Origin of the sequence: Stenotrophomonas sp. SAU14A_NAIMI4_8, assembly GCF_003086695.1 — a bacterium.
Lineage (GTDB): Bacteria > Pseudomonadota > Gammaproteobacteria > Xanthomonadales > Xanthomonadaceae > Stenotrophomonas.
In genome coordinates, this window is the sequence record NZ_CP025999.1 from 84,829 (window position 1) to 110,220 (window position 25,392).

Genomic DNA, 25,392 nt, shown 5'->3' on the forward strand with positions numbered 1-25,392 from the left:
CAACAGCAGCGGGCCGGTGAACCCGGCCCGCTGCAACCGCGTAAGGGCGAGGCAACATCGCGATGGGGCGGGACCATGGCGGGGTAGAGTCGACTGTCAGTCGACTAACGCGCGCAGCGCGGGATTTTCGGGGGCCGTACGAAGAGCAGTCGACTGACAGTCGACTCTACCGTCGTCCGCCATCCCGGTCGCGCGCTTCGACCCGGTGGTTCACCCCGCGTACGCAGTCAGCCGCCCATCGTGTTCCACCACGTGGATCGCGCCGCCGAACACCGCCGACAGCGGCTCATCACGCAGCAGTGCATCGCGCGGGCCATCGGCCAGCACGCGGCCGTCGCGCAGCAGCACCACCCGCTCGATCTCGGGGATCACTTCTTCGATGTGGTGGGTCACCAGCACCAGGGTGATGCCCTGCTGGGCCAGGGTGCGCATGGTGGCGATCAACTGCTGCCGCGCCACCAGGTCCAGTCCGGTGGACGGTTCATCCAGCAGCAGCGCCTGCGGCCGGTTCACCAGCGCACGGGCGATCAGCACGCGGCGTGTCTCGCCGGCCGACAGCTCGGCATACGCGCGTTCGCGCAGGCCCAGCGCACCGGTCATGGCCAGAGTCTGGGCCACCCGCTCGCGCATGTCGGCGGTCACTTCACGGAACGCCGGCACCACATAGCTGGCGAAGAAGCCCGACAGCACGGCCTGCTCCACGGTCAGCCCGGGCATGTCGGACAGGTTGCTGCTCAGATCGCCGGTGACGATGCCCAGCTGCGAGCGCAACCGGTCCACCTGCCAGCGGTTCTGCCCCAGCACTTTCACCGCCACCCGGCCGTCGGCCTGGGCCAGCGGGTACAGCTCGCGGGTAATCAGCTTGATGAAGGTGGATTTGCCACAGCCATTGGGGCCCAGCAGCGCGGTGTGCTGGCCCTGGGCGACGCGCAGGCTGAGCGCGTGCAGCACCTTCACCTGGCCACGCATCACGCTGGCGTGGTCCAGTTCGATCAGGGGCGGCAGGACATCGCCGGCGCCGGCCGGCGACGGGGCGTGGGTGCGTGGTTCAGGACTCGACAACGGGGTTCCCCAACGTGTGAACGGTGCCACGGAATGACGGTGCCGATCACCGTCGCAGGGTGCAGTTTGCAACGCAAGCGCCCATCATGTCTGCCATCCCCGCGTCGATCCGGAGAGCCGCCATGCCCGATGCCCTGATCTCCCTGCTGGCCCACGGCCTGCTTGGCCCGACGTGGTGGGAGCTGCTGCTGGTGCTGCTGGTCTTCACCCAGCTGACCATCTTCTCGGTCACCCTGTATCTGCACCGCAGCCAGGCCCACCGCGGCGTGGATTTCCACCCGGTGCTGGCCCACCTGTTCCGTTTCTGGCTGTGGCTGACCACCTCGATGATCACCCGCGAATGGGTGGCCATCCACCGCAAGCACCACGCCAAGGTGGAAACCGAAGACGACCCGCACAGCCCGGTCACCCGTGGCATCGGCCAGGTGTTCTGGCACGGCGTGGAACTGTACCGGCAGGCCCGCGGCCAGCGCGCGGACATCGAACAGTACGGCCGCGGCACTCCGGACGACGCCATCGAGCGCCACCTGTATACGCCGCGCGCCACCCTGGGCCCGGTGCTGCTGCTGGCCATCAACGCGGCCTTGTTCGGCCTGCCGGGCGTAGCGCTGTGGGCCATCCAGATGGCCTGGATTCCGTTCTGGGCCGCTGGCGTGGTCAACGGCCTGGGCCACTGGTGGGGCTACCGCAACTATGAATCGGCCGATACCTCCACCAACCTGACGCCGTGGGCGTTCTGGATCGGCGGTGAAGAACTGCACAACAACCACCATGCCTTCCCCAGCTCGGCGCGCTTTGCGATGCGGCGCTGGGAATTCGACATCGGCTGGAGCGCGATCCGCCTGCTGCAGGCCTTGCGCCTGGCCACGGTGCTGCGCGTGGCGCCGGCCATGGATGTGCGCCCGAACATCGCCGTACCCGATGCGGACACCCTGAAGGCGTTGCTGTCGCACCGTTTCCAGGCCATGACCGACTACCAGCGCAATGTCTTCGTGCCGGCACTGCGCGAGGAGGCCGCCCACGCCGGGGCCAAGCTGCGCCGTCTGCTGCCGCGGCGGTTGCGCCGCGGTCTGGTGAACGACGGCCGCTGGCTGCATCCGGACAGCCGCGCGCAGTTGCGCGCCTGGGTCGCGCAGCGTCCGCGCATCGGGGTGCTGGTCGAGTTCCGCGCGCGCCTGGCCACGCTGCTGGAAGCCCGCGGCCACGATGCGGCCGAGCGCCTGCGCCAGCTGCAGGCCTGGTGCCGCGAAGCCGAAGAAAGCGGCATCGCCACGCTGCAGGCCTACGCCGCGCGCCTGAAGGGCTACACCCTGGTGGGCGCATGAAGCGAATAGCTGGAGCGTTGTTGGCCGTGCTGGCGCCGCTGTGCGCGCACGCCCAGGTGAGCGACACCGCCACCTACCTGCAGCGCATGGACAGCGATGGCGACGGCCGCGTGAGTGAAGCGGAGTACGTGCAATGGATGCTGTATGCCTTCGACCGCATGGACCGCAACGGCGATGGCGTGCTGACCGCCGATGAACTGCCGGGCGGCAAGGGCCGGCCGATCACCCGCGAGCAGCAGCGGCAGACGCTCATCCAGCGCTTCCACAAACAGGATGCCAACCGCGATGGCTACCTGGACGCGCGTGAACTGGCCGCACCGCCGCGCTGATCGGCGATCATGGCGGCCGCACCGCTGCAAGGGAAAACCTCACCATGGATGACCGCATCGACGATGAACTGATGCAGGAGTGGACGGCATTCTGTGCCGGGCACAGCGATCAGGAGGACTGGTATTTCTCCGGCCTGCTGCAGGGCGTGACCGGGCCGGACACGCTGGCCGCGGTGTTCGCCACCTTCCCGCATGCCGATGCACTGCGTGCGCGCGCGCTGGACGTGCTCGGCGCCGGTCACTGGGGCAACCACCTGTACCTGCAGCCGGCCCACGTGGGCGATACGCAGGCGCTGGCCCGCGCCGCGCGCGCCTGGCTGGATGAGCTGGCCCGGGTGGCCGGTGTTGCCGGCGAGCCCGCGCTGCAGGCCACGCTGCGCGCTGTGCCGGTGGTCGAAGCCCCCGCCGACCGTCTGCAGTCGGCCTGGAGCGGCTCGGGCCCAGCGGCTTACCTGCACGATGTCATCTGCGATGAAGTGCGCCGGGCGCGCACGCTCGACAGCCCGCAGATGAACGCACTGGACGAGGCGCTGTACCACCTTGCCTCCGATCTCTACCTGGGCTGGTACATCGCCCAGCCACTGGCCCCGGCCGCGGTCGACTTCGGGCCCTATCTGGCGTTCTGGCGACTGGGTGGGCGGGGGGCATTGGTGGAAGGTGCCTTCCTGGTCGAAGCGCCCACCGCGGATGCGTAGGGCGCCTTGTCCGGTAGCGCCGGACCCTGCCGGCGGCTTCGCGTGGCCCGGCGTAGAATCAGCCCATGCCTGAACTGCCCGAAGTCGAAACCACCCGCCGTGGCCTGGCGCCGCATCTGGAAGGTCGCCGCGTGCACGGGGTGATCCTGCGCCGCGCCGACCTGCGCTGGCCCATCCCGCCGGACGTGGCCGAGCAGTTGCCGGGGCAGCGCATCGACAGCGTACGCCGCCGTGCCAAGTACCTGCTGCTGGATACCGCCGTGGGCAGCGCCGTACTGCACCTGGGCATGTCCGGCAGCCTGCGCGTGCTGCCCGGCGACACGCCGCTGCGCACGCACGACCACGTCGATATCAGCCTGGACAATGGCCGCCTGCTGCGCTTCAACGACCCGCGCCGCTTCGGCAGCCTGCTGTGGCAGCCGGCCGGTGAAGTGCATCCGCTGCTGCAGGGCCTGGGCCCGGAGCCCCTGGACGAGATCTTCGACGGCGACTATCTGTTCGAACGCAGCCGCGGCCGCAGCGCGCCGGTGAAGACCTTCCTGATGGACCAGGCGGTGGTGGTGGGGGTGGGCAACATCTACGCCGCCGAAAGCCTGTTCAAGGCCGGCATCAGCCCATTGCGCGAGGCCGGCAAGGTCTCCCGCGCGCGCTACCAGCGGCTGGCGCGCGAAGTGAAGGACACGCTGGGCTATGCGATCACCCGCGGCGGCACCACCCTGCGCGATTTCATCAGCCCCGACGGCGCTCCCGGTTACTTCGAGCAGGAACTGCTGGTGTACGGCCGCGATGGCCTGCCGTGCCCACAATGCGGGCGCCCGTTGAAGCACGCCATGATCGGCCAGCGCGCCAGCGTCTGGTGCAGCCGCTGCCAGCGCTGAACGTCTTCATGCGCTGCACACCGGCAGCGTTATAGTCCAGCCAACATCCGGCGGGGGAACGTTGGCGATGGATGAGGGACCGGACATCACCGTATGGCTGGACGCTGCGCGCGGCGGTGATCGCACCGCGCTGGACCGCGTGCTGACCACGCTCTACCAGGAACTGCACACCATGGCCCGGCGCCAGCTGGCCGGCCAGCAGGGGCGCACCCTGGATGCCACGTCACTGGTGCACGAGTCGTATCTGAAACTGCTGGGCAGCCGCGGCGCCGCCCGCTTCGAAGATCGCGCGCACTTCTTCGCCTACGCGGCATCGGCCATGCGCAGCGTGGTGGTGGACTACGCGCGCAACCGCCTGGCCCGCAAGCGCGGTGGCGACCTGAAACGGGTGGCCGAGATTCCCGAGAACAGCAGCAGTGGCGTGCGCCTGGACGAAGACCTGCTGGCCCTGGACGTGGCCCTGGAACGCCTGCAGGCGGTGGACGCGCACCTGGGCCGGGTGGTGGAACTGCGTTACTTCGCCGGCCTGTCCGAACAGGAGATTGCCGAACTGAGCCAGCGTTCCGAACGCAGCATCCGCCGCGACTGGCAGAAGGCGCGCCTGTTCCTGCTGGCCGCCATGCGCGAAGACTGAGCACCGCGACGCGGCCCGGCCGATGGACAGCGCACGCTGGCAGGAACTTTCATCCTGGCTGGACCAGTTGCTGGAACTGGGCCCGGAGGCGCGGCAGCGGCGCCTGCAGCGCCTGACCGAACATGACCCGGCGCTGGGCCATGAACTGCAGCGGCTGCTGCAGCAGGAACCGGACAGCCAGGATTTCATGGCCCAGCCGCTGTGGACCGCGCCGCCACCGGGCCGCGCCGGCAGCGAGGTGGGGCCGTACCGGCTGTTGCGCCCGCTGGGCGAAGGCGGCATGGGCGAGGTCTGGCTGGCCGAGCGCTGCGATGGCCTGTACCAGCGCCAGGTGGCGCTGAAGCTGCTGCGCAGCGGCGTGGCCGATCCCGGCCTGCGCCAGCGCTTCGGCCGCGAGCGACAGATCCTGGCCCGGTTGCAGCACCCGCACCTGGCGCAGCTGCTGGATGCCGGCGTGGATCTGCACGGACAGCCCTACCTGGCGCTGGACTACGTGGAAGGCGAGCCGATCAGCGATTACTGCCGCAGGGTGCAGCCGCCGCTGGAAGCCCGCCTGCAGTTGATGCTGCAGGTCTGCGCGGTGGTCAGCCATGCCCACGCCAACCTGGTGGTGCACCGCGACCTGAAACCGTCCAACATCCTGGTGCGTGACGATGGCACGGTGAAGCTGCTGGATTTCGGCATTGCCAAACTGCTGGACCACGACGACACCAGCAGCCCGCACCCGGCCACCGAGATCCGTGCGTTCACCCTGCACTACGCGGCCCCGGAGCAGGTGCGCGGTGAACTGGTCACGACGCTCACCGACGTCTATTCGCTGGGCGTGGTGCTGTTCGAAGTGGTGACCGGACACAAGCCCTACCGCCTGCGCCGGCACAGTGATGCCGAATGGGAACGTTCGATCCTGGACGTGCAGGCGCCACGCGCGTCGGTGCTGCTGCAGCGGCTGGCCGACCAGCCCGGCGCGCCGCGTCGCGCGCTGCAGCGGCAGGCCCGGCGCCTGCGCGGCGATCTGGATGTCGTGCTGGAAAAAGCGCTGCAGAAAGACCCCGACCAGCGCTATGCCTCGGCCGAGGCGATGGCCGGTGACCTGCGGCGCTTCCTGCAGGGGCAGCCCATCCAGGCCCGTCCGCCCGGCGTGGGCTACCGCGTGCGCAAGTACGTGGGCCGGCACCGGTGGGGCGTGGCGCTGGCGTCGGTGGCCGTGCTGGGCTTGCTGGGCACCACATCGACGGCGTTGTGGCAGGCGCGGCAGGCGCGGCTGGAAATGGCCCGCGCGCAGGCCATGCAGGATTTCACCGTGGGCCTGTTCGACAAGGCGGCCAGCCAGCGCCACGGGCACTTCGACGTGCCGCAGCTGCTGGCTGCCGGGCAACAGCGTGGCGAAGCCGAGCTGGCCGACCAGCCGCTGGCCCTGGCCGAGCTGGAGGGCGTGATCGGGCGACTGCGGATCGGTCTGGGCGACTACCAGTTGGCCCTGCAGACACTGGACCGGCAGCGCCAGCTGCTGCAGCGGGTGGACGATGTGCCGCCTGCGTTGCAGCTGGAGGCGGTGACCCAGCGCGGGCGCGCGCTGCGCATGCTGGGCCGCGACCGCGAATGCCTGGCCCATCTGCAGCCGCTGCAGTCCCTGGCCGCCACCGAAGCCAGCGCCCTGCCGGCGTCGGTGGCTGAATTCCACAGCCAGCTGGGCCGCTGCCAGGCCGAACTGGGCGATGCCGAGGCGGCACGGCGATCCTTCACCCAGGCCCTGGCACTGCGCCACCAGGGCATCGGCGAGCGCTTCGGGCGTGCCGAATCGCTGGCCGACCTGGCCGGTCTGGACGCCGCCGCGGGGGACCTGCCGGCGGCGCTGGCCGGCTACCGCCAGGCCTTGGCGCTGCTGCAGCAGCCCAGCGATGCCAGCAGCCCGCAGGTGATCACCCTGCACCGCCAGCTGGGCGATGTGCTGGCGCGGCAGGGACAGACGGCTGCCGCTGCCACCGAGCTTGAACTTGCCTGGACAGCCGCCCAGGAGGCCTGGGGCCCGCGCCACCCGGAGGCGCTGGTGGTGCGCCGGGCGCGCGCGCTGCTGGCGCTGCAGCGGGGCGAACTGGCGCTGGCCGGCGAGGAGCTGCGGACCGTGCAGGCGCAGCTGCTGACCGCGCTGGGGCCGAGCCATCGCGAGATCGGCCACGGTGAATTCGCCCTGGGCCAGTGGGCCAGCGCCAGTGGCGATGCGGCTACCGCGGCGGGCCACTACGCGCGCGCGGCCACGCTGTGGCGACAGCCCGACCACACCGCGTTGCTGCCACAGGCGCTGCTGGCGCAGGGGCAGGCGCTGCAGCAGGCCGGCCAGCCCGCGCAGGCACGCGAGGTGTTGGCTGAAGCGCGGCAGCTGCTGCTGGCCCAGCGCGGCCCGCAGGCGCCGGGCCTGCGCGGGCTGGAGGCCCGCATCGCCGCGCTGGCGCAGACTGAACCGCAGCCGGCCACCTCCGCTGCCCGTTAACGTTTGTCTGCCTATGATGGCCGACCTTTCCCTTGCTCCCGCGCCTGCATGCAACGTCGCGATTTCCTCCGCAATGCCTCCCTTGCCCTGGCTGCGTTTGGCCTGCCTGCCCTGCCTGCCTGCGCGGCCGGCAAGAGCGGCCAGCTGGGCCTGCGTCGCCTGGGCCAGCCGCAGCCGTTCGATTTCGCCACCCTGAAGGGCCAGGCCCGTGCCCTGGCCCAGGCCCCCTACAAGAGCCACAAGCGCGTGCTGCCGGGCCGGCTGGAAGGGCTGGACTGGGACCAGTACCAGTCGATCGGCTACCGCCAGGACCACGCGCTGTGGGCCGACCAGCCGGGCCGGTTCCAGGCCAAGTTCTTCCACCTGGGCCTGTACTTCCATTCGCCGGTGCGCATGTTCGACGTGGTCGATGGCAAGGCACAGGAACTGGCCTACGACGGCGCGGCGTTCAACTACGGCAAGAGCGGCATCAAGAACGGTGAACTGCCCGCCGACCTGGGCTTTGCCGGCTTCCGCCTGAACACCCGCACCGACACCGACCGCGATTTCGCCGCCTTCCTCGGCGCCAGCTACTTCCGCGCCGTCGGCAAGGAAGGCCAGTACGGGCAGTCCGCGCGTGGCCTGGCCATCGACACCGGCATGGGCAAGCCGGAAGAGTTCCCCGATTTCATCGCCTACTACCTGGAACAGCCGGCAGCCGATTCCAACACCCTGGTGGTGTATGGCCTGCTGGATTCGCCCAGCGTGACCGGCGCCTACCGCTTTGCCATCACCAATGGCGACGTGCTGCTGATGGACATCGACAGCGCCCTGTACCCGCGCAAGGCGATCGAGCGGCTGGGCATCGCGCCCTGCACCAGCATGTACCAGGTGGGCGAGAACGACCGCCGCATGGGCTGGGACTGGCGCCCGGAAATCCACGATACCGACGGCCTGTCACTGTGGACCGGGTCGGGCGAATGGATCTGGCGGCCGCTGCTGAACCCGCGCAACCTGCGCTTCAACATGTTCGTGGACCGCAACCCGCGCGGCTTCGGCCTGCTGCAGCGCGACCGCAACTTCGACCATTACCAGGACGACGGCGTGTTCTACGAGAAGCGCCCGTGCCTGTGGGTGGAGCCGAAGGGCGAATGGGGCGAAGGCTCGGTGCAGCTGGTGGAAATTCCCACCGTGGATGAAACCTTCGACAACATCGTCGCGTTCTGGAACCCGAAGGAAAAGCCGCAGGCCGGGCAGGAACTGCTGATCGGCTACCGCCTGTACTGGGGCGCCGAACCGCCGGCGCGCCCGCCGCTGGCGCACTGCGTGGCCAGCCGTACCGGCCTGGGCGGCATCATCGGCAAGAAGCGCGAGTACTTCAGCTGGCGCTTCGCGGTGGATTTCGAAGGCGGCGAACTGGCCGGGCTGATCGACAAGGCCGACGTGGAAGCGGTGGTGGAAACCAGTCGTGGCCGGGTCGAGATCGTTTCGGCGCGCCCGCTGCGCGAGATCAAGGGGTATCGGGCGATGTTCGACCTGGTGCCGCCGGAGGGCAGCAGCGAGCAGATCGACATCCGCCTGTACCTGCGCAGCGGCGGCAAGACCCTCACCGAGACCTGGCTGTACCAGTACACCCCGCCGCCGGCCGGCGCGCCCGAGCGCACGCTGTATTGAATTGGGGTTGGTCTGCAGGGCTTGCAGCCCTGCACCTGCCGAAGCAACGTCAAAGGCCTGCATTCAGTGGGATGGCGGGGTGGGTCCGGTGCCGGGGGACGCCGCAAGTACGTCCCTGTAGGCTTGGCCGCGGCATCCATGCCGCGGACACCCCCGCCACCGGACCCACCCCGCCTTCGACAGTTGTCCGCGATCTGTCGGAACGGCACCGGGGTCGGATCCCGTTGCTGCGCAACGGGCTCTGACCCCAGATTCATATCGATATCTGACAGATTTCATCCACGCATGGCGTGGATCTACTGGCCGCCGGCCAACTGTCTAAGGCGGGGCGGTGTCGGAATGCGGGGTGTCAGCCGCATGGATGCGGCTGCCAAGCCTACACGGACGTACTTGCGGCGTCCCCGCACTCCGACACCGCCCCGCCAACCCACGGAATGCCGCTTTGGCTTTGGCCGTTGCTGTTGCTCCAAAGCAGGTGCAGGGCTGCAAGCCCTGCAAAACCCCCCACCCCTTACAACGGCAGCGGGGCCTGCATCGGCTCGATCCGCCCTTCGCCCCGGGTGATCTTCTTGAACTCGGCGCGGCTGACCGACACGTAGCGGTCGTTGCCGCCGATCTCCACCTGAGGGCCGTCCTGCACCGCATGGCCATGTTCGTCCACGCGCACGGTCATCGTGGCCTTCTTGCCACTGTGGCAGATCGTCTTGATCTCCTGCATCTCGTCGGCCCAGGCCAGCAGGTACTGGCTGCCCTCGAACAGCTCGCCGCGGAAATCGGTGCGCAGGCCGTAGCACAGCACCGGAATGCGCAGCTGGTCCACCACCTCGCTGAGCTGCCAGACCTGGGCGCGGCTGAGGAACTGCGCTTCGTCCACCAGCACACATCCCAAGGGGCCGTTGGCCGCCAGGTCCTGTTGCACCCACTGCTGCAGGTCGGTATCGCGTTCGAAGGCCATGCCGTCGGCACGAAGGCCGATGCGCGAGGCCACCACGCCGGCGCCGGCGCGGTCGTCCAGGCGCGGGGTCAGGATCGCCACCCGCATGCCGCGCTCACGGTAGTTGTGCGCGCTCTGCAGCAGGGTGGTGGTCTTACCGGCGTTCATCGCCGAATAATAGAAATAGAGCTTGGCCATCGGCCTATTCTACGGCCACGTGCCCGGCCGCCGGGGCGGCCGGGAAAGACTCAGCGCGGCGCCGGCAGCGCCTGTTCGCGCCCGATGTCCACGCGCGGCGACAGACTGCGCTCCAGTTCAGCGTCCTGCGCCTGCCAGTAGTGGGTGGGCGACCAATGGGCCTGCGCGTAGTAGCGGCTGCCTTCGACGCTGCTGCTGCAGGTGTCATTGATGATCCGGGTCTGGTCCACGGCATGGTCGCCGCGCATGCACACGCCCATGGTGCCGACGTAGCCGACATGGCTGCCGGTGGCTTGTACGCGGCTGGCGCGCATCTGCCGCTCCTGGCGCGGCTGGGCCACGGCGTCGGCATAGCGCGCATGCAGGGGGTGGCCGACCTGGCGGGCGCGTTCACGTTCGCTAGCGCTCAACTGAGACCAGTACAGCTCGCGCTTGGCCAGGGCACGCTGCCCCCCGCGTTCAGCGGCCAGGTCCATCCAGGCATAGGCCCGCGGGCGATCCACGGCCACCCCGTGGCCGGACCAGTAGAGCTCGGCCAGCATCGCCTGGGAGGGCTTGTCGCCATACCAGGCGGCCCGCTGGAACCAGTGGGTGGCCTGGTCTGCCCGGTCCTGCTTCAACGCCTGCAGGCCTTTCTGGCGCAGGCGCAGATCCGGATGGCTGTCCAGGAACGCCTTGGACTGGGTGACCTGGGCGTCCTGCTCGGGCGGTTGGGCCGCAGCGGCCATGCCCGGCAGCACCAGGGTGGCCAACAGGGTGCACAGCAGACGTACGCGAACTACGTTCATGACATCATTCCTTCGATGGCTGTGCCCTAGCTATAGCACCCCCGCCGGGGCCACGGCAAACCGCGGCTGGGCTGTGGACGGCCCGGGCTGCCGGTACAATCTGCAACCCATGCACGGTCTCAATCCCCCCCAAGCCGCCGCCGTCCTGCACATCGAAGGCCCCCTGCTGGTGCTGGCCGGTGCGGGCAGTGGCAAGACGCGTGTGATCGTCGAAAAGATCGCCCACCTGATCGGCTGCGGGCGCTACCCCGCGCGCCGCATCGCGGCGATCACCTTCACCAACAAGTCGGCCAAGGAAATGCGCGAGCGCGTGGCCAAGCGCCTGCGCGAGCAGGATGCCGACGAGGTGACCATCTGCACCTTCCACGCCCTGGGCCTGAAGTTCCTGCAGATCGAACACGCGGCCGTGGGATTGAAGCGTGGCTTCTCGATCTTTGATGCCGACGATGCCGCTGCGCAGATCAAGGACCTGATGTCCGGCGCCAAGCCCGATGACATCGAGGACATGAAGAACCTGGTGTCGCGCGCGAAGAACGCCGGCCTGTCGCCCGAACAGGCGATGGCTGCCGCGCGCAGCAACCGGGAAAAGGAAGCGGCCAGCGTCTACGAGCGCTACCAGCTGCGCCTGACCGCCTTCAACGCGGTGGACTTCGATGACCTGATCCGCCTGCCGGTGCAGGTGCTGGAAGAAAATCCGGATATCGCCGTGGCCTGGCGCGAGCGCATCGGCTACCTGCTGGTGGACGAATGCCAGGACACCAACGATGCGCAGTACCGGCTGCTGAAGCAGCTGGCGGGCGAAAAGGGCAACTTTACCTGCGTGGGTGACGATGACCAGTCGATCTACGCCTGGCGTGGCGCCAACCCGGAAAACCTGCAGCAGATGGGGCGCGACTACCCTGCGCTGGAAATCATCAAGCTGGAGCAGAACTACCGCTGCTCCAACCGCGTGCTGCGCGCGGCCAATGCGCTCATTGCCAACAACCCGCACGAACACCTGAAGAAGCTGTGGAGCGACCAGGCCGACGGCGAGCGCATCCGTGTGTGGGAATGCCGCAACAGCGAACACGAAGCAGAAAAGGTCGCCGCCGAAATCGCCTTCGTGGCGCAGTCGCGCAAGGTGCCGTGGAGTGATTTCTGCATCCTGTTCCGCGGCAACTTCCAGTCGCGTCCGTTGGAAAAGGCGATGCAGCTGCTGCGCATTCCCTACCACCTGACCGGCGGCACCATGTTCCTGGAACGCCAGGAAGTGAAGGACACGCTGGCCTGGCTGCGGCTGCTGGTGAACCCGGACGACGACACCGCGTTCATGCGTGCGGTGCAGTCGCCCAAGCGCGACGTCGGTGCCGGCACGCTGGCCAAGCTGGCCGAGCTGGCGCAGGAAAAAGACATCCCGATGGCGCACGCCGCCGAAGCGATCGGCGCGCTGCAGCAGTTGCCCCCGCGGGCGGCCAACAGCCTGGCGCGCTTCACCGACATCCTGCGCGACCTGCGTGCGCAGACCCGCCAGATCACCTCCGGCGACATGATCCGCAAGGTGGCCAAGGAATCGGGGTTGTTGAGCGAACTGCGCCAGCAGGCCAAGGAAGAGGCCAGCTACCAGCGCCGTGCCAACAACATCGAGGAACTGGCGCAGTGGTTCGAGGGTGGCCCCCGCGGTGCCACCGCCGCCGACCTGGCCGGCCAGCTCGCCCTGCTGTCGCGCAGCGACAAGGACGAGGGTGGCAACCAGGTGCGCATGATGACCATGCATGCGTCCAAGGGTCTGGAATTCCCGTACGTGTTCATCGTCGGCTGCGAAGACGGGGTGCTGCCGCACCAGGTCAGCCTGGACGAAGGCAACCTGCAGGAAGAACGCCGCCTGCTGTACGTGGGCATCACCCGCGCCAAGATCCAGCTGTGGATGAGTTACAGCAAGCTGACGCGCAAGTTCGGCGAGCATGTGCGGTTGAAGCCGAGCCGGTTCTTCGAGGAGATTCCGGCCGAGGAAATCCAGCGCGACGGTGCCGATCCGGTGGCCGATGCGGCGCGCAAGAAAGAGCGCGCGACGGCGGGATTGGCGGCGATCGAGGCGCTGTTCGATTGACCCGGGGTCGGATCCCTTCCCGCAGGGAAGGGCTCTGACCCCAGCACCGTCCTGACAGGGGTCAGAGGCCTTCGCTCCGCGAAGGGATCCGACCCCGGCACATCGCCCTACAATCAGGCCTCTCCCTCAACAGGCCTGCGCATGCACCCCATCGAAAGCGAACGCCTGCGCCTGCGCGCCCTCGAGCCGGATCGCGATGCGGCGCCGATGCTGGCGCTGCTCAACGATCCCGGCTTCCTGCGCTTCATCGGCGACCGCAAGGTGCGCAGCGAGGAACAGGCGCGCGAGTACATCGCGCTGCGGGTGCTGCACAGCTATGCGTTGAACGGGTTCGGCATGTACGCCATCGAGCGGCTGTCCGATGGCGCCTGGCTGGGCAATGCCGGTCTGGTGCGGCGCGATGGCCTGCCGGGGCCGGATATCGGCTATGCGGTGCTGGCGGCGTTCGGCGGCCAAGGCTATGCCAGCGAGGCGGCGCGGGCGGTGTTCGCGCATGCGCGTGCGGAGCTGGGCATCGAGGAACTGTACGGCATCACCGACCTGGACAACGTGGCCTCCGGGCGCATCCTGCTGGGCCTGGGCATGCAGGAACGCGGGGTGATCCAGCTGCCGGGCGTGGACGCGGCCAGCCGCTTGTATGCCACACCGGGCGCTGCGGCGGTTCAACAGCCAGCATGAGCCAGTGGAGTAAGGTGCAGGTCTGTTTTCCTGCACGGATGCTCCGATGCTGATCAACGCGTATTCCACCCTCGGCCACGTACTGGCACCGCCACCACAGGCCGACGCTGCCAACGTCCGTGGTCTGGATGACCCCGCACTGGCCCCGCACCTGGGCGGCTTCGTGAACTACGTGCTGGGCCACGGCGACGGGCAGATGACCGCCGCGCGCTATCACCTGATGCGGCACGTGCAGCGCGTGCGCCAGCACTATCTGTTCGAGCTGGCCGAAGCCGATCTTGGGGCGCTGCAGCCTTGGCTGCTCCAGGCCAACGCGGTGTGCTTCCTGGAAGATGGCAGCGTCCGCGATCCGGCCGGCAAGGTGCTGTTGGGTGACGCGCTCGATCCGCAGGCGCAGGTGCCCTATCCCGTCGACGCCGAGCAGCGCCGGGCGCGCAGCCAACAGCAGCTGCAGGCCCACGCGGTGCATGCCCCGCCGTCATTGCCACCCGTGGTGGGCGCGGCCGAGGCACAGCTGCGCGCGCCTGCCCAGGTCTGGGCCAGAGCACAGGCGCTGCTGGCGTGTGCGCTGCGCGCCGAGGCGCTGCAGGCCGGTGACCCACCGTTGAGCCTGGCCGAGTTGGCCGGGCGCCTGCCGGCCCTGCCCGAGGCCTTGAGCCCGGCTGAGGCCGCCTTCATCGAGCACGGGGACGCCGAGGCGGCTCTGCCGTTCGGATGGCGCTACGAGAGCCTGGCCGTGCTGCTGTGGGCGCTGGGCCTGTCCGAGGTGTTGCCGTGGCCGCAGGCGACCTGTGCCGTGCCGGATGTGGTGGGTGCCCTGCTGCAGAAGGCTGACAGTGGCAGCGCGCCTGCGGCCCTGCGCGATACCGCCGAGCTGCTGGATGCGCTGGATCTGCACTACCGGCTGCACTGGGCTGCGCGTGAGGCCCAGCGCCAAGGTGCACCGATGCCCGGTGCGCTGGAGGGCGGCGTGATCTACGAGCGCCACTACGCGCTGAACTGGTTGTTCTGCTTTGAACAGGCCGACTGGGACGACGTGGATACGCCGACCTGAGTCTGCGGGGCGAGGGTGGTCAGGCCGCCCTCGCTGGTATGGCACCGTGCCGACCAACGGTCGGCACCCACCCCCTCAGCCGCGCAGTGCAGCCAGCTGCGCCTGCAGTTCTGCCACGGTGGCCTCCAGCTGCTCCACCCGGGCCAGCAGGTCCGGGTCGGCGCCGGCGGGACTGCTGCCACCACCGCTGCCGGCGTATTTCGCCGCCAGGGCCGCGCCATCCACTTCACCGCACAGCAGGTGCATGTAACGGTCTTCGCGCTGGCCGCTGGCGCGCGGCAGCACCAGCAGCAGGCCACGCTGCTGCAGGCGTTCGATCGCGTGGCGGGCTTCGTCGGTATCGGCGAAACGGTGCAGGCGCTCGCTGCGCGTCACCAGTTCGCCCAGGGTCTGCGGCCCACGCAGCAGCAGCAGGGCCAGCAGCACGGTCTGCTGCCGGGTCAGGTCCAGCGCGGCCTGCAGGCGGTGCTCGTAGCGGTCGGCGCGCGACGAGAAGTGCTGGCGGGCCAGGCCCAGCGTCTCCAGCTGGCGCAGGGCGTGCTGCACGCTGCCGGCATCGAGGTTCATCACCGGCTCGCGGGCGGTCTTCTGGTTGGCCGCCGACTGCGCAGCGTTCACCGTCAGCGGATAGGTGTCCGGCGTGGTCGCCTCCTTCTCCACCAGGCAGCCCAGCAGGCGGGCCTGGATGGCGTCGAGCAGGGGAACGTCGGGGGTCGGGGCGGAATCGGTCATGGCAGCCTGCAGCACGCAACGGGTGAACCGGGAAGCATAGCGGCCCCGGTGGCGTCTTTGCCGGTAAAATGGGCCGGTATATCTGAATGCCGGTGAATCCTGATGCGTCGTCCCGTTGCCCTGTCCCTGAGCCTGCTCGCCACTGCGGCGCTCGGCCTGTCCGCCTGCAAGCGCGTGGATGCGCCTGCCGCTGAAGCCGCCGCCCCGGAGGCTGCGGCCGCCACTGCCAAGGCAGAAGGCGCGCCCGATGCCACCGCCAACGACAACCTCAATGCGGTGCTGTGGATGCAGCGTGCGCAGGAATACAAGGCGATCACCGAGCAGACCTACCGCGCCGCCGCCGACCACCTGGACGTGGCGCTGAAGGAAGCCCATTGGGACGCCCTGGTGCCGGAAGAGCGCGGCAACGATGCCAAGGGCCTGAAGCCGGCGGTGGTGCTCGACCTGGATGAGACCGTGCTGGACAACTCGCCCTACCAGGCGCGCCTGGTGCGCGATGGCAAGGAATACGACGAGCTGAGCTGGGACCAGTGGGTGGCCGAAAAGAAGGCCAAGGCCATTCCCGGCGTTGTCGATTTCGCCAAGGCCGCCAACGCCAAGGGCGTGACCCTGCTGTACATCTCCAACCGCGCCGTGCACCTGAAGGACGCGACCCTGGCCAACCTGCGCGAGCAGGGCCTGCCGGTGGCCGATGACAGCGTGTTCCTGGGCCTGGGCACCGTGGTGGAAGGCTGCGAGCAGGCCGGCAGCGAGAAGAACTGCCGCCGCCGCCTGGCCGGGCAGAAGTACCGCGTGCTGATGCAGTTCGGCGACCAGCTGGGCGATTTCGTCGAAGTGACCGCCAACACCAACGAAGGCCGTGACGCGCTGCTGCAGCAGTACCACGACTGGTTCGGCGAGCGCTGGTGGATGCTGCCGAACCCGACCTACGGCGGTTTCGAGCCGGCCCAGTTCAACAACGATTACAGCCAGTCGCGCCAGGCCCGCCATGATGCCAAGCGCGCCGCGCTGGACTACGCACCGTGAGCCGCGCGCCCCTGCCGCTGCGCGCTGACGAGCGCCTGATCTTCGCCCTGGACGTGCCTGACCGCGTGCAGGCGCTGGAGTGGGTGGACCGTCTGGGCGACAGCGTGGCGTTCTACAAGATCGGCATGGAACTGCTGGCCTCCGGCGAGTACTTCCAGGTGCTCGACGAACTGGCCCGCCGCGACAAGCGCGTGTTCGTCGACCTGAAGTTCTTCGATATTCCGGCCACCGCCGCCGCCGTGATCAAGCGCCTGTCGCAGTGGCCGGTCAGCTACGCCACCATCCACGGCTGGCACCCGGCCATGATGGAGGCCTGCGCGGCCGCCAACAGCAGCGACATGCGCCTGCTGGCGGTGACCGTGCTGACCTCGATGGGCCGTGCGGACCTGGCGCAGATGGGCATCGACCGCGAACCGGTCGACGTGGTGGTCGAGCGCGCGCTGGCCGCCCAGGCGGCCGGCATCGACGGGGTGATCGCCTCGGGCCAGGAAGCCGGTCCGATCCGCGCCGCCACCGGTGCCGGGTTCTCGATCGTCTGCCCGGGCATCCGCCCCGGTGGCCCGGTGGGCGATGACCAGAAGCGCACGGTGGGCGTGGCCCAGGCCTTCGCCGACGGCGCCGACGCCATCGTGGTCGGCCGCCCGATCCGGCTGGCGGCCGATCCGCAGGCCGCCGCACGTGCCATCCAGCAGGAAATCGTGGCGGCTCTGGCTGCCCGCTGAGCCTGCCGGCGACGTACCGCACTTCCGCACCCCGAACGCCATCCCACCCACCGTGGGATGGCGTTCGCATTTGTGCGGATGATCCTGTCGCAAGCATCCCCAGCGGCGAAAACTGTGCGCGGGTCGGCGCAACGGCGCGCCGCTGTGCTTCCCAATCGGTGAACCGGCACGGCCTCTGGCTGCCGGCCCACCCACGATGAAGGGAGTACACCTACATGGATCGCAATACCCTGTTCCTGCTGGCCGGCCTGCTCGCCGCGTCCAGCACCGCCAGCGCGGCGCCGGCGCCACGCGAAACGCCGCGCATCATCGGCGGCGAAAGCGCCCAACCGGGCCAGTACCCGTTCATGGTCAGCCTGCAGGGGCTGTCCTACGGCGATACCGACTACGACCGGCACTTCTGCGGCGGCACCCTGATCTCACCCAGCTGGGTCCTGACCGCCGCCCATTGCGTGCAGGGCGCACAGCCGGCTGCGCTGGCGGTGCTGGGCGGCGCCACCGCGCTGTCCACCGAAGCCAGCCCGCGGCCCTCGAACGTGCGCGCCCTGCACGTGCACCCGGCGTTCAACAGCGGCAGCGCGCTGGAACACGACGTGGCCCTGATCCAGCTGGACGCGCCGCTGGCCGACGCCGAACCGGTGCAGGTGCGGCTGCGCCCGGATGCCAGCTACCTCAAGCCCGGCCGCGATTTCACCGTGATCGGCTGGGGCACCACCGAAAGCGGCGCCGACGCCTTCCCCACCCATCTGCAGACCGTGCAGGTGCCGTTCGTGCCCTTCGCCGAGTGCCAGCAGGCCTACGCCGGCGAGCTGTCGCGCGGCAAGGTCATCTGCGCCGGTCGCGAAGGCATGGACAGCTGCCAGGGCGATTCCGGCGGGCCGTTGCTGCTGCGCCTGCGCGAAGGCTGGACCCAGTTCGGCATCGTCAGCTGGGGCGAGGGCTGCGCGCTGGCCGGCTACCCCGGCGTTTATGCCCGAATCGCCGAAAAACATGCCGTGGATTTCATTGAAGCGGTGTGGCAGAAGGATTGAGTCAATAAAATCAATTATTTAAATTGTGTTACATGAAGTATTGCCTGAACTTGAAGGTCGGCGTAGCATCGCCGCCATCCGGCCTCGTGCCGGAACCGTGCGACACCTTGTCCTCCGGCCTTGTGCCGGTTTGAAGAGCCTGCGATCCCGGTGATCCGGGCTCTTTTTTTTGTATGCCTGCGCAGTGGCGTCAGCGCCCTTCTGCCGGGCCGCGGAAGGGATCGGACCCCGGTCTGCGCGGGAAACCGTGACCGTGCGGCTTGCCGCTGTCACCTCGCAGGCCGCAAGATGCGGACCGGTCCGGGGAGTCCGAATGCATGAGCGTGGCAAGGGCAGTGCAAACAAGGTCTGCGCGTTACGGGGGGCTGTTGGCCGTGCTGCTGCTGGCGGTGGCCGCCTGCCGCCAATCCAGCCCGGACGCCGTCGCGCCTGCCGCTGAGCCCGTCGCTGCGGTACAGGCCATGGCCCAGCGCCTGGCCGAAGATGATCTGGTCGGTTACGCCAGGCTGGCCGTACCGCCCAGCCAGTACCAGAGGCTGCAACAGGCCTGGGACGAAGGCCACAGCCAGTGGCCGCTGACCGAACTGCCGCTGGGCGACCAGTTGCTGCCGATGCTGTCGGCCCTGCGCGAACCCGATGCCGGCCCCCGCTTGCAGCGCAGCTTCGACCGCCAGCTGGCCGGCCAGGCCAGCGCGGTGCGCCAGGCCGCGCAGTCGATGGGCAACTTCGGGGTGCAGTACCTGCAGCACCAGAAGGGCTACACGCCCAGCCAGCAGGCGCACTACGTGCAACTGGTGCAGACCCTGGCCCTGTGGGCGCAGGGCGCCCCGATCAGCGACCGTGCGCGGGCGCGCAGCACCATCAGCGCGCTGGTCGGCGCCGCCGGCAAGGTCGGCTTCGGCGACGAGGACGGCCTGCGTGCGGCCGGCATGGAAGGCAGCCTGCAGCAGCTGGCACCGTTCATCCACACCCTGAAGGCCGTGCTGGCCAGCTACGGGCTGGGCGTGGACGAAGCGCTGCGCAGCCTGCAGGGCGAGCTGCTGTCGGTGCAGGGCGACAACGCCCTTGTGCGCATGACCTACGAACTGGCCGGCAGCACCCTGACCCTGCAGTTGCCGCTCAGCCGTCGCGAAGGCCACTGGTACCTGACCCGTACCCTGGCCGATACCGACGCCCTGCTGCGCCAGGCCGATGCCGCGCGCGCGGCCGCCGCACCGGCACCCACCGCGGCCCCGGACGCGGCCGGGGAAGCGGCAACACCGCCGCCTAAGCCATAATGGCGCCGATGTCGAAACAGAACCCGCTGCCGTTCCCCGGCGAAGAATCCCAGACGACGCCCGCCGAAGCAGTGCCGGCGTCCCCCTCGACCGGCACCGGCCCCAACCCGGTACCGCCGCCTGCGGCTGCGCGCGCCGCGGGCCGCCGCCCGTTGTGGGCGCGGCTGCTGGGCCGGCTGGTGGAACCGTGGCTGTCGCTGAAGATCGAACCGGAAGATCCGGGCCAGTACAACGACGGCCGCCCGGTGGTCTACGTGCTGGAAGACTACGGCCTGTCCAACGCGCTGATCCTGGACAAGGCCTGCCGCCAGGCCGGTCTGCCCTCGCCGCTGGTGCCGCTGGCCGGTGACCCCACCGGCCGCAAGCGCGCCTACCTGGCGCTGTCGCGGCGCAGCTCCAGCAATTCGCTCATTCCAGAGCAGCGCGGCGCCAAGACCCATTCCGATTCGCTGGCCAAGGTGCTGCAGGCGCACCGCGTGCGCGACGATCTGGACGTGCACCTGGTGCCGGTCTCGATCTTCGTGGGCCGCGCGCCGGACAAGCAGAGCGGCTGGTTCGCGGTGCTGTTCTCGGAAAACTGGGCGCTGGTCGGCCGCTTCCGCCGCCTGCTGGGCCTGCTGCTGAACGGCCGCAGCACCATCGTGCGCTTCGCCCCGCCCATTTCGCTGCGTTCCACCGTGGACGAGGGCCTGGAGCCCGAGCGTACGGTGCGCAAGCTGCAGCGCGTGCTGCGTACCCACTTCCGCCGCATCCGTGAATCGGTGATCGGCCCGGATCTGTCCACCCGCCGCCTGCTGGTGGACCAGGTGCTGGCCGCCGAAACGGTGCGCGAAGCCATTGCCGCCCAGGCCAAGCGCGACAACTCCAAGCCCGCCGAGGCCTGGAAGAAGGCGCATGCCTACGCCTGGGAAATCGCCGCGGACTATTCCAGCCCGGTGGTGCGCTCGGCCAGCTTCATGCTCAGCCACGTGTGGAACCGCATCTACGCCGGCGTGCTGGTGCACCACCTGGACAAGTTCAAGGCCGCCGCGCCGGGCCACGAAGTGGTGTACGTGCCCAGCCACCGCAGCCACATGGACTACCTGCTGCTGTCCTACCTGCTGTACGACCGTGGCATCGTGCCGCCGCACATCGTGGCCGGCATCAACCTGAACCTGCCGGTGGTCGGCACCCTGCTGCGCAAGGGCGGTGCGTTCTTCATCCGCCGTTCGATCCGCGGCAACGCGCTGTATTCGGCGGTGCTGAGTGAATACGTGGCGCAGCTTGTCGCTGGCGGCTATTCCATCGAGTACTTCGTCGAAGGTGGCCGTTCGCGTACCGGCCGCCTGCTGCAGCCCAAGGGCGGCATGATCTCGATGACCCTGCGCGCCTTCCTGCGCCAGCCGCGCAAGCCGGTGCTGTTCCAGCCGGTCTACATCGGCTATGAAAAGCTGATGGAAGGCGGCAGCTACCTGGATGAACTGTCCGGGCGGCCGAAGGAAAAGGAATCGATCTGGCAGCTGCTGTGGGGCATCCCCAAGGTGCTGAAGCAGAACTACGGCCAGGTGGTGGTGAACTTCGGCGAACCGATCGCGCTGAATGACGTGCTGGCTGAAAAGGCGCCGGAGTGGAACGGCGAGGCCGTCTCGGAAGACGAGAAGCCGAGCTGGCTGTCCAGCACCGTCGATACCCTGGCCGAGCGCATCCAGGTGCGCATCAACGGCGCCGCCGACGTCAACCCGATCAACCTGCTGGCGCTGGCGCTGCTGTCCACGCCCAAGCACGCGATGGGCGAGGCCGACCTGATCGCGCAGATCGAGCTGTGCAAGACCCTGCTGGTCGAGATGCCGTATTCGGACCGGGTGACGGTGACCCCGCACTCGCCGGAGCGCATCATCGCCCACGCCGAGGAAATCAACGTCCTGACCCGCATCAAGCACCCGCTGGGTGACGTGCTCAGTGTCAGCGGCGACACCGCGGTGCTGCTCAGCTACTTCCGCAACAACGTGCTGCACCTGTTCACCGCGTCCTCGTGGGTGGCCTGCTGCTTCCAGAACAACCGCCGCATGAGCCGCACCGGCCTGGTGCAGCTGGGCCGCACGGTGTACCCGTTCCTGCAGGCCGAGCTGTTCCTGCCGTGGAGCGAAGATGAATTCGCCCAGCGCATCGAGCAGACCATCGACGTGTTCGTGCGCGAAGGCCTGCTGCAGAACATCAATGACGATGACGGCGGCATCCTGGCGCGCAACACCGGCCAGACCGACGAAGTCTTCCGGCTGCGCGCGATCGGCCATTCGCTGCAGCAGGCGTTCGAGCGCTACTACATCACCATTTCAGTGCTGGTGAAGAACGGCCCGGGTGTGCTCGGTACCGCGGAACTGGAAAGCCTGTGCCAGCAGGCGGCGCAGCGCCTGAGCCTGCTGTACGCCCCGGCCGCGCCCGAGTTCTTCGACAAGACCCTGTTCCGCGGCTTCATCCAGAAGCTGCGCGAGCTGCGCCTGGTCTGGCCCGACGAGAACAGCAAGCTGGTGTTCGACCAGCGGCTGGATGCCTGGGCCAAGGATGCCAAGTTCATCCTGGGCCGCGAGCTGCGCCACACCATTGAGCGGGTCAGCCCGGAAGCGGCGCGCCCGGACGAGCCGACCCCGCAGGCCTGACGGCAGCGCCGGGCCTCGCCCGGCGGCGATGGGTAGGTGCGGACCTTGGTCCGCACACCTTCCACGCGTGCCAACCAAGGTTGGCACCTACCAGGCCAGGAGGCCAACCAAGGTTGGCACCTACCGGAACGGGCCGTTACGCCGGTTCGTCGGGAATCTGCAGGCTTTCCAGCTTGGCGATGCAGTCCTTCAACTGCAGCTTGCGCCGCTTCAGGCGCTTGGATTCCAGTTCGTCCTCGCCATTGGCCGCCATGCGGGTGATCTGTTCATCCAGCACGCGGTGTTCGGCGCGCAGGGCGACCAGGCGTTCGACGATCTCGGCGGGGCTGTAGGTGTCCACAGTCTGCGAGCATACACAGCGACGATGACGACCGGGAGAGGGGAATTCCGACCCCCGGTCCGGGCGGCCGCAAGCCGTTAGAATGGAGCGCATGAGTGCTGTGATCTCCCTTCCCGACCCGGTGCCGCGCGCGGTGCGCGATGCGCGCGTGGGCGCGGTCGGGCATGACGCACTGGAACGGCGCCTGCGCCGCCAGGTCGGCCAGGCCATCGCCGATTTCGGCATGATCGGCGCCGGCGACAAGGTCATGGTCTGCCTGTCCGGCGGCAAGGACAGCTACACCCTGCTGCACCTGCTGCTGCAGCTGCAGAAGAAGGCACCGGTGCCGTTCGAACTGGTGGCGGTGAACCTGGACCAGAAGCAGCCGGGCTTCCCCGAACACGTGCTGCCGCAGTACCTGGCCAGCCTGGGGGTGGCGTACCAGATCATCGAACAGGACACCTATTCGGTGGTCAGCCGGGTCATTCCCGAAGGCCGCACGATGTGTTCGCTGTGCTCGCGCCTGCGCCGTGGCGCGCTGTACGCCCATGCCGAACGGCACGGCTTCACCCGCATCGCGCTGGGCCACCACCGCGACGACATGGTGGCCACCTTCTTCATGAACCTGTTTCACCACGCCAAGCTGTCCGGCATGCCGCCGAAGCTGCGCAGCGACGATGGCCGCCACGTGGTGATCCGCCCGCTGGCCTACGTGCGCGAGCACGACATCGCCGCCTATGCACAGGCGCGCCAGTTCCCGATCATTCCCTGCAACCTGTGCGGCAGCCAGGAAAACCTGCAGCGCCGCCAGGTGGGCCTGATGCTGAAGCAGTGGGATGCCGACCACCCCGGCCGCGTAGACCAGATCGCACGGGCCATGGGCCAGGTGCATCCCTCGCAGCTGGCCGACCCCGCATTGTTTGATTTCATGGCGTTGGACCGTGGCAGTGCACCGCCACCGCCCGATGACCACGCACCCGCACAGATATCCGCTGCCTGAGCGGAATCGTCCTTTTTCCTCTTGCCTTCCGGAATTCCATGTTCTTTCGCAACCTGACGTTCTTCCGCTTCCCGACCGCCACTGATTTTTCCGAAGTCGATACCCTGTTGCCGCACGCCCTGCTCAAGCCGGTGGGTGCGCTGGAAATGAACTCGCGCGGCTTCATCTCGCCGTTCGGCCGCGAGGAAAAAGAACAGCTGTCGCACCGCATCGCCGACCATCTGTGGCTGACGGTGGGGGGTGAAGACAAGATCCTGCCGGCAGCGGTGGTGAACGATCTGCTGGAGCGCAAGCTGGAAGAGATCGAAGAGAAGGAAGGCCGCCGCCCGGGTGGCCGCGAGCGCAAGCGCATGAAGGACGACCTGCTGCACGAACTGCTGCCGCGCGCCTTCGTGAAGTCCTCGCGCAATGATGCCTTCATCGATCTGCAGCACGGTTACGTGGTCGTGGATACGTCCAGCCGCAAGACCGGCGAATACTTCATGTCCGACATCCGCGGTCTGCTGGGCAGCTTCCCGGCCATGCCGCTGAACGCCGAAGTAGCGCCGCGCTCGATCCTGACCGGCTGGATTGCCGGCGAACCGCTGCCCACCGGCCTGAGCCTGGGCGAAGAATGCGAGATGAAGGACCCGGTGGAAGGCGGCGCGGTGGTGAAGTGCCAGCACCAGGAACTGCGCTGCGACGAGATCGACAAGCACCTGGATGCCGGCAAGCAGGTGACCAAGCTGGCGCTGATCTTCGAAGACAACCTGTCCTTCGTGATCGGCGACGATCTGATCGTGCGCAAGCTGAAGTTCCTCGACGGCGCCCTGGACCAGCTGGAGCACGCCGACGAAGACGGCCGCCGCGCCGAGTTCGACGCCCGCTTCGCCCTGCAGAGCGCCGAGATCCGCCGGCTGTTCCTGCTGCTGGAAGAGGCCTTCAAGCTCAGCAAGGCTGACTGAACAGGCACCCCGTCGGTCGCCGGTCATCCGGCGGCCGCGCACGGCGCTATGCTGGGCACATGAGCCGCTTGCTGCGCCGCCTGATCGGCACGACCCCGCCCGCCACCGTGCAGCGCGATACCGTGCGCCTGCGCCTGGAAGATGCCGAGATCGAGGTGCTGCGCGTGCGCGACCCGCGCGCCCGCCGCATCAAGCTGAGCGTGGACGAGCGTGGCGCGCGTCTGACCCTGCCGCCGCGCGCCAGCCTGGTGATGGGCGAGCGCTTCCTGGAACAGCACCGCGACTGGCTGGCGCTGCAACTGCGCGTCTACCAGGACAACGGCCTGCCGGCGCCGCTGCAGCCGGGTGAGCCCGGCGAGTTGCCGCTGCGCGGCGAGCTGCTGCCGGTGCGCTGGCAGGAAGGCCGCTACGCCCGGCTGGAGATCGACGAACACGGCGCCTGCGTGCAGTGGCCGACCCGTGCCGGCGATGCCACGCTGCGGCGCCTGCTGCGCGAGTTCTACGAGGCCCAGACCCGCGCCGATGTCGGCCGCTGGCTGCCGAAGTACCTGCCGGGCCTGCCGCGCGCGCCCAGCCGCGTGCGGCTGAAGGTGATGTCCTCGCAATGGGGCTCGCTGGCCCCCGATGGCAGCATGGCGCTGGACCTGGCGCTGGTGCTGGGCCGGCCGGCGGCGTTCGAGTACGTGCTGGTGCACGAGCTCTGCCACCTGATCCAGGCCAACCACTCGCCGGCGTTCTGGCAGGAAGTGGAACAGCGCTTCCCGGCCTGGCGCGAGCAGCGCGACTACTTCCAGCTGGAAGGCCGCCGGTTGAAGGCCATGCTGCGCCAGCTGGTGTAGCGTCGAGCTTGCTCGACGGCGCTTGGTTCCAACACCGCGCTGTTGCTGTTGTAGCGTCGAGCTT

The 25,392-nt window shown here is 68.7% G+C and carries 23 protein-coding genes; 18 read left to right on the plus strand and 5 right to left on the minus strand.

Going from position 1 to position 25,392, the window contains the following annotated elements; genetic code table 11:
• Window positions 1-210 precede the first annotated feature (210 nt).
• Complete coding sequence (locus C1930_RS00335; protein WP_234412798.1) at window positions 211-969, minus strand: ATP-binding cassette domain-containing protein; 759 nt, start codon at window positions 967-969, stop codon at window positions 211-213.
• A gap of 215 nt (window positions 970-1,184) precedes the next feature.
• On the opposite strand from C1930_RS00335, the gene C1930_RS00340 reads away from it, so the two are divergent.
• The 7 genes from C1930_RS00340 (at window position 1,185) to C1930_RS00370 (ending at window position 9,064) form a co-directional block, all read left to right on the plus strand.
• The gene (locus C1930_RS00340) at window positions 1,185-2,387 is read left to right on the plus strand and encodes a fatty acid desaturase (protein WP_108770812.1); all 1,203 of its coding nucleotides are present in this window, start codon (window positions 1,185-1,187) and stop codon (window positions 2,385-2,387) included.
• Window positions 2,384-2,716, plus strand: a complete 333-nt coding sequence (locus C1930_RS00345) for an EF-hand domain-containing protein (RefSeq protein WP_108770813.1) — start codon at window positions 2,384-2,386, stop codon at window positions 2,714-2,716. Before C1930_RS00340 ends, C1930_RS00345 begins: the two co-directional genes overlap by 4 nt.
• Before the next feature lie 44 nt (window positions 2,717-2,760).
• Window positions 2,761-3,411, plus strand: a complete 651-nt coding sequence (locus C1930_RS00350; RefSeq protein WP_234412711.1) for a hypothetical protein — start codon at window positions 2,761-2,763, stop codon at window positions 3,409-3,411.
• Between the two features lie 65 nt (window positions 3,412-3,476).
• Window positions 3,477-4,289 (plus strand): bifunctional DNA-formamidopyrimidine glycosylase/DNA-(apurinic or apyrimidinic site) lyase, encoded by an 813-nt coding sequence (gene mutM / locus C1930_RS00355; RefSeq protein ID WP_108747964.1) that lies wholly within the window; start codon window positions 3,477-3,479, stop codon window positions 4,287-4,289.
• 67 nt (window positions 4,290-4,356) lie between these two features.
• On the plus strand, window positions 4,357-4,923 hold the full coding sequence (locus C1930_RS00360) for an ECF-type sigma factor (protein ID WP_108747965.1): 567 nt from the start codon (window positions 4,357-4,359) through the stop codon (window positions 4,921-4,923).
• 22 nt (window positions 4,924-4,945) lie between these two features.
• Window positions 4,946-7,411, plus strand: coding sequence for a serine/threonine-protein kinase (locus C1930_RS00365; protein WP_108770814.1), 2,466 nt, complete (start codon window positions 4,946-4,948; stop codon window positions 7,409-7,411).
• A gap of 48 nt (window positions 7,412-7,459) precedes the next feature.
• Complete coding sequence (locus C1930_RS00370; RefSeq protein WP_108755005.1) at window positions 7,460-9,064, plus strand: glucan biosynthesis protein D; 1,605 nt, start codon at window positions 7,460-7,462, stop codon at window positions 9,062-9,064.
• Window positions 9,065-9,575: 511 nt separating this feature from the next.
• Here the strand turns inward: C1930_RS00370 and C1930_RS00375 are convergent.
• Together C1930_RS00375 and C1930_RS00380 are read right to left on the minus strand one after the other, a co-directional pair.
• Window positions 9,576-10,196: a thymidine kinase gene (locus C1930_RS00375; RefSeq protein WP_108747968.1), complete on the minus strand. Its 621-nt coding sequence runs from the start codon at window positions 10,194-10,196 to the stop codon at window positions 9,576-9,578.
• 50 nt (window positions 10,197-10,246) lie between these two features.
• The gene (locus C1930_RS00380) at window positions 10,247-10,984 is read right to left on the minus strand and encodes a sel1 repeat family protein (protein ID WP_108770815.1); all 738 of its coding nucleotides are present in this window, start codon (window positions 10,982-10,984) and stop codon (window positions 10,247-10,249) included.
• A gap of 109 nt (window positions 10,985-11,093) precedes the next feature.
• On the opposite strand from C1930_RS00380, the gene C1930_RS00385 reads away from it, so the two are divergent.
• The 3 genes from C1930_RS00385 to C1930_RS00395 all read left to right on the plus strand — a co-directional run bounded on the left by C1930_RS00385 (window position 11,094) and on the right by C1930_RS00395 (window position 14,802).
• Entirely contained in the window at window positions 11,094-13,070 is a 1,977-nt protein-coding gene (locus C1930_RS00385) for a UvrD-helicase domain-containing protein (protein WP_108755007.1), read from the plus strand.
• A 141-nt stretch (window positions 13,071-13,211) separates the two neighbouring features.
• On the plus strand, window positions 13,212-13,748 hold the full coding sequence (locus C1930_RS00390; RefSeq protein ID WP_108770816.1) for a GNAT family N-acetyltransferase: 537 nt from the start codon (window positions 13,212-13,214) through the stop codon (window positions 13,746-13,748).
• 46 nt (window positions 13,749-13,794) lie between these two features.
• Window positions 13,795-14,802 carry a DUF4272 domain-containing protein gene (locus C1930_RS00395; RefSeq protein ID WP_108770817.1) on the plus strand — a complete coding sequence of 336 codons (1,008 nt, stop codon included), beginning with the start codon at window positions 13,795-13,797 and terminating at the stop codon, window positions 14,800-14,802.
• A 75-nt stretch (window positions 14,803-14,877) separates the two neighbouring features.
• Here C1930_RS00395 and C1930_RS00400 read toward each other — a convergent pair whose 3' ends face one another.
• Window positions 14,878-15,534 (minus strand): DUF480 domain-containing protein, encoded by a 657-nt coding sequence (locus tag C1930_RS00400; RefSeq protein ID WP_108757602.1) that lies wholly within the window; start codon window positions 15,532-15,534, stop codon window positions 14,878-14,880.
• Between the two features lie 102 nt (window positions 15,535-15,636).
• Between C1930_RS00400 and C1930_RS00405 the strand changes: the two genes are divergently transcribed.
• The 5 genes from C1930_RS00405 (at window position 15,637) to plsB (ending at window position 22,226) form a co-directional block, all read left to right on the plus strand.
• Window positions 15,637-16,560 (plus strand): 5'-nucleotidase, lipoprotein e(P4) family, encoded by a 924-nt coding sequence (locus tag C1930_RS00405; protein WP_108751735.1) that lies wholly within the window; start codon window positions 15,637-15,639, stop codon window positions 16,558-16,560.
• Window positions 16,557-17,282, plus strand: a complete 726-nt coding sequence (gene pyrF, locus C1930_RS00410) for an orotidine-5'-phosphate decarboxylase (RefSeq protein ID WP_108755010.1) — start codon at window positions 16,557-16,559, stop codon at window positions 17,280-17,282. The genes C1930_RS00405 and pyrF overlap by 4 nt, the downstream gene beginning before the upstream one ends.
• Window positions 17,283-17,497: 215 nt before the next feature.
• Window positions 17,498-18,313 (plus strand): serine protease, encoded by an 816-nt coding sequence (locus C1930_RS00415; protein ID WP_108770818.1) that lies wholly within the window; start codon window positions 17,498-17,500, stop codon window positions 18,311-18,313.
• 317 nt (window positions 18,314-18,630) lie between these two features.
• Window positions 18,631-19,590 (plus strand): hypothetical protein, encoded by a 960-nt coding sequence (locus tag C1930_RS00420; RefSeq protein WP_108755012.1) that lies wholly within the window; start codon window positions 18,631-18,633, stop codon window positions 19,588-19,590.
• Window positions 19,590-22,226 carry a glycerol-3-phosphate 1-O-acyltransferase PlsB gene (gene plsB, locus C1930_RS00425; RefSeq protein WP_108755013.1) on the plus strand — a complete coding sequence of 879 codons (2,637 nt, stop codon included), beginning with the start codon at window positions 19,590-19,592 and terminating at the stop codon, window positions 22,224-22,226. The genes C1930_RS00420 and plsB overlap by 1 nt, the downstream gene beginning before the upstream one ends.
• A 136-nt stretch (window positions 22,227-22,362) precedes the next feature.
• On the opposite strand, the gene C1930_RS00430 is transcribed toward plsB, so the two are convergent.
• On the minus strand, window positions 22,363-22,566 hold the full coding sequence (locus C1930_RS00430) for a YdcH family protein (protein WP_079224582.1): 204 nt from the start codon (window positions 22,564-22,566) through the stop codon (window positions 22,363-22,365).
• Window positions 22,567-22,657: 91 nt separating this feature from the next.
• Between C1930_RS00430 and ttcA the strand changes: the two genes are divergently transcribed.
• The 3 genes from ttcA to C1930_RS00445 are packed head-to-tail and all read left to right on the plus strand — an operon-like array spanning window position 22,658 to window position 25,328.
• On the plus strand, window positions 22,658-23,545 hold the full coding sequence (gene ttcA, locus C1930_RS00435) for a tRNA 2-thiocytidine(32) synthetase TtcA (protein WP_199912391.1): 888 nt from the start codon (window positions 22,658-22,660) through the stop codon (window positions 23,543-23,545).
• Between the two features lie 38 nt (window positions 23,546-23,583).
• A complete protein-coding gene (locus C1930_RS00440) occupies window positions 23,584-24,489 on the plus strand; it encodes a recombination-associated protein RdgC (protein ID WP_108747982.1) in 906 nt (301 codons plus the stop codon).
• Between the two features lie 59 nt (window positions 24,490-24,548).
• Complete coding sequence (locus tag C1930_RS00445) at window positions 24,549-25,328, plus strand: SprT family zinc-dependent metalloprotease (RefSeq protein WP_108770819.1); 780 nt, start codon at window positions 24,549-24,551, stop codon at window positions 25,326-25,328.
• Window positions 25,329-25,392 lie beyond the last annotated feature (64 nt).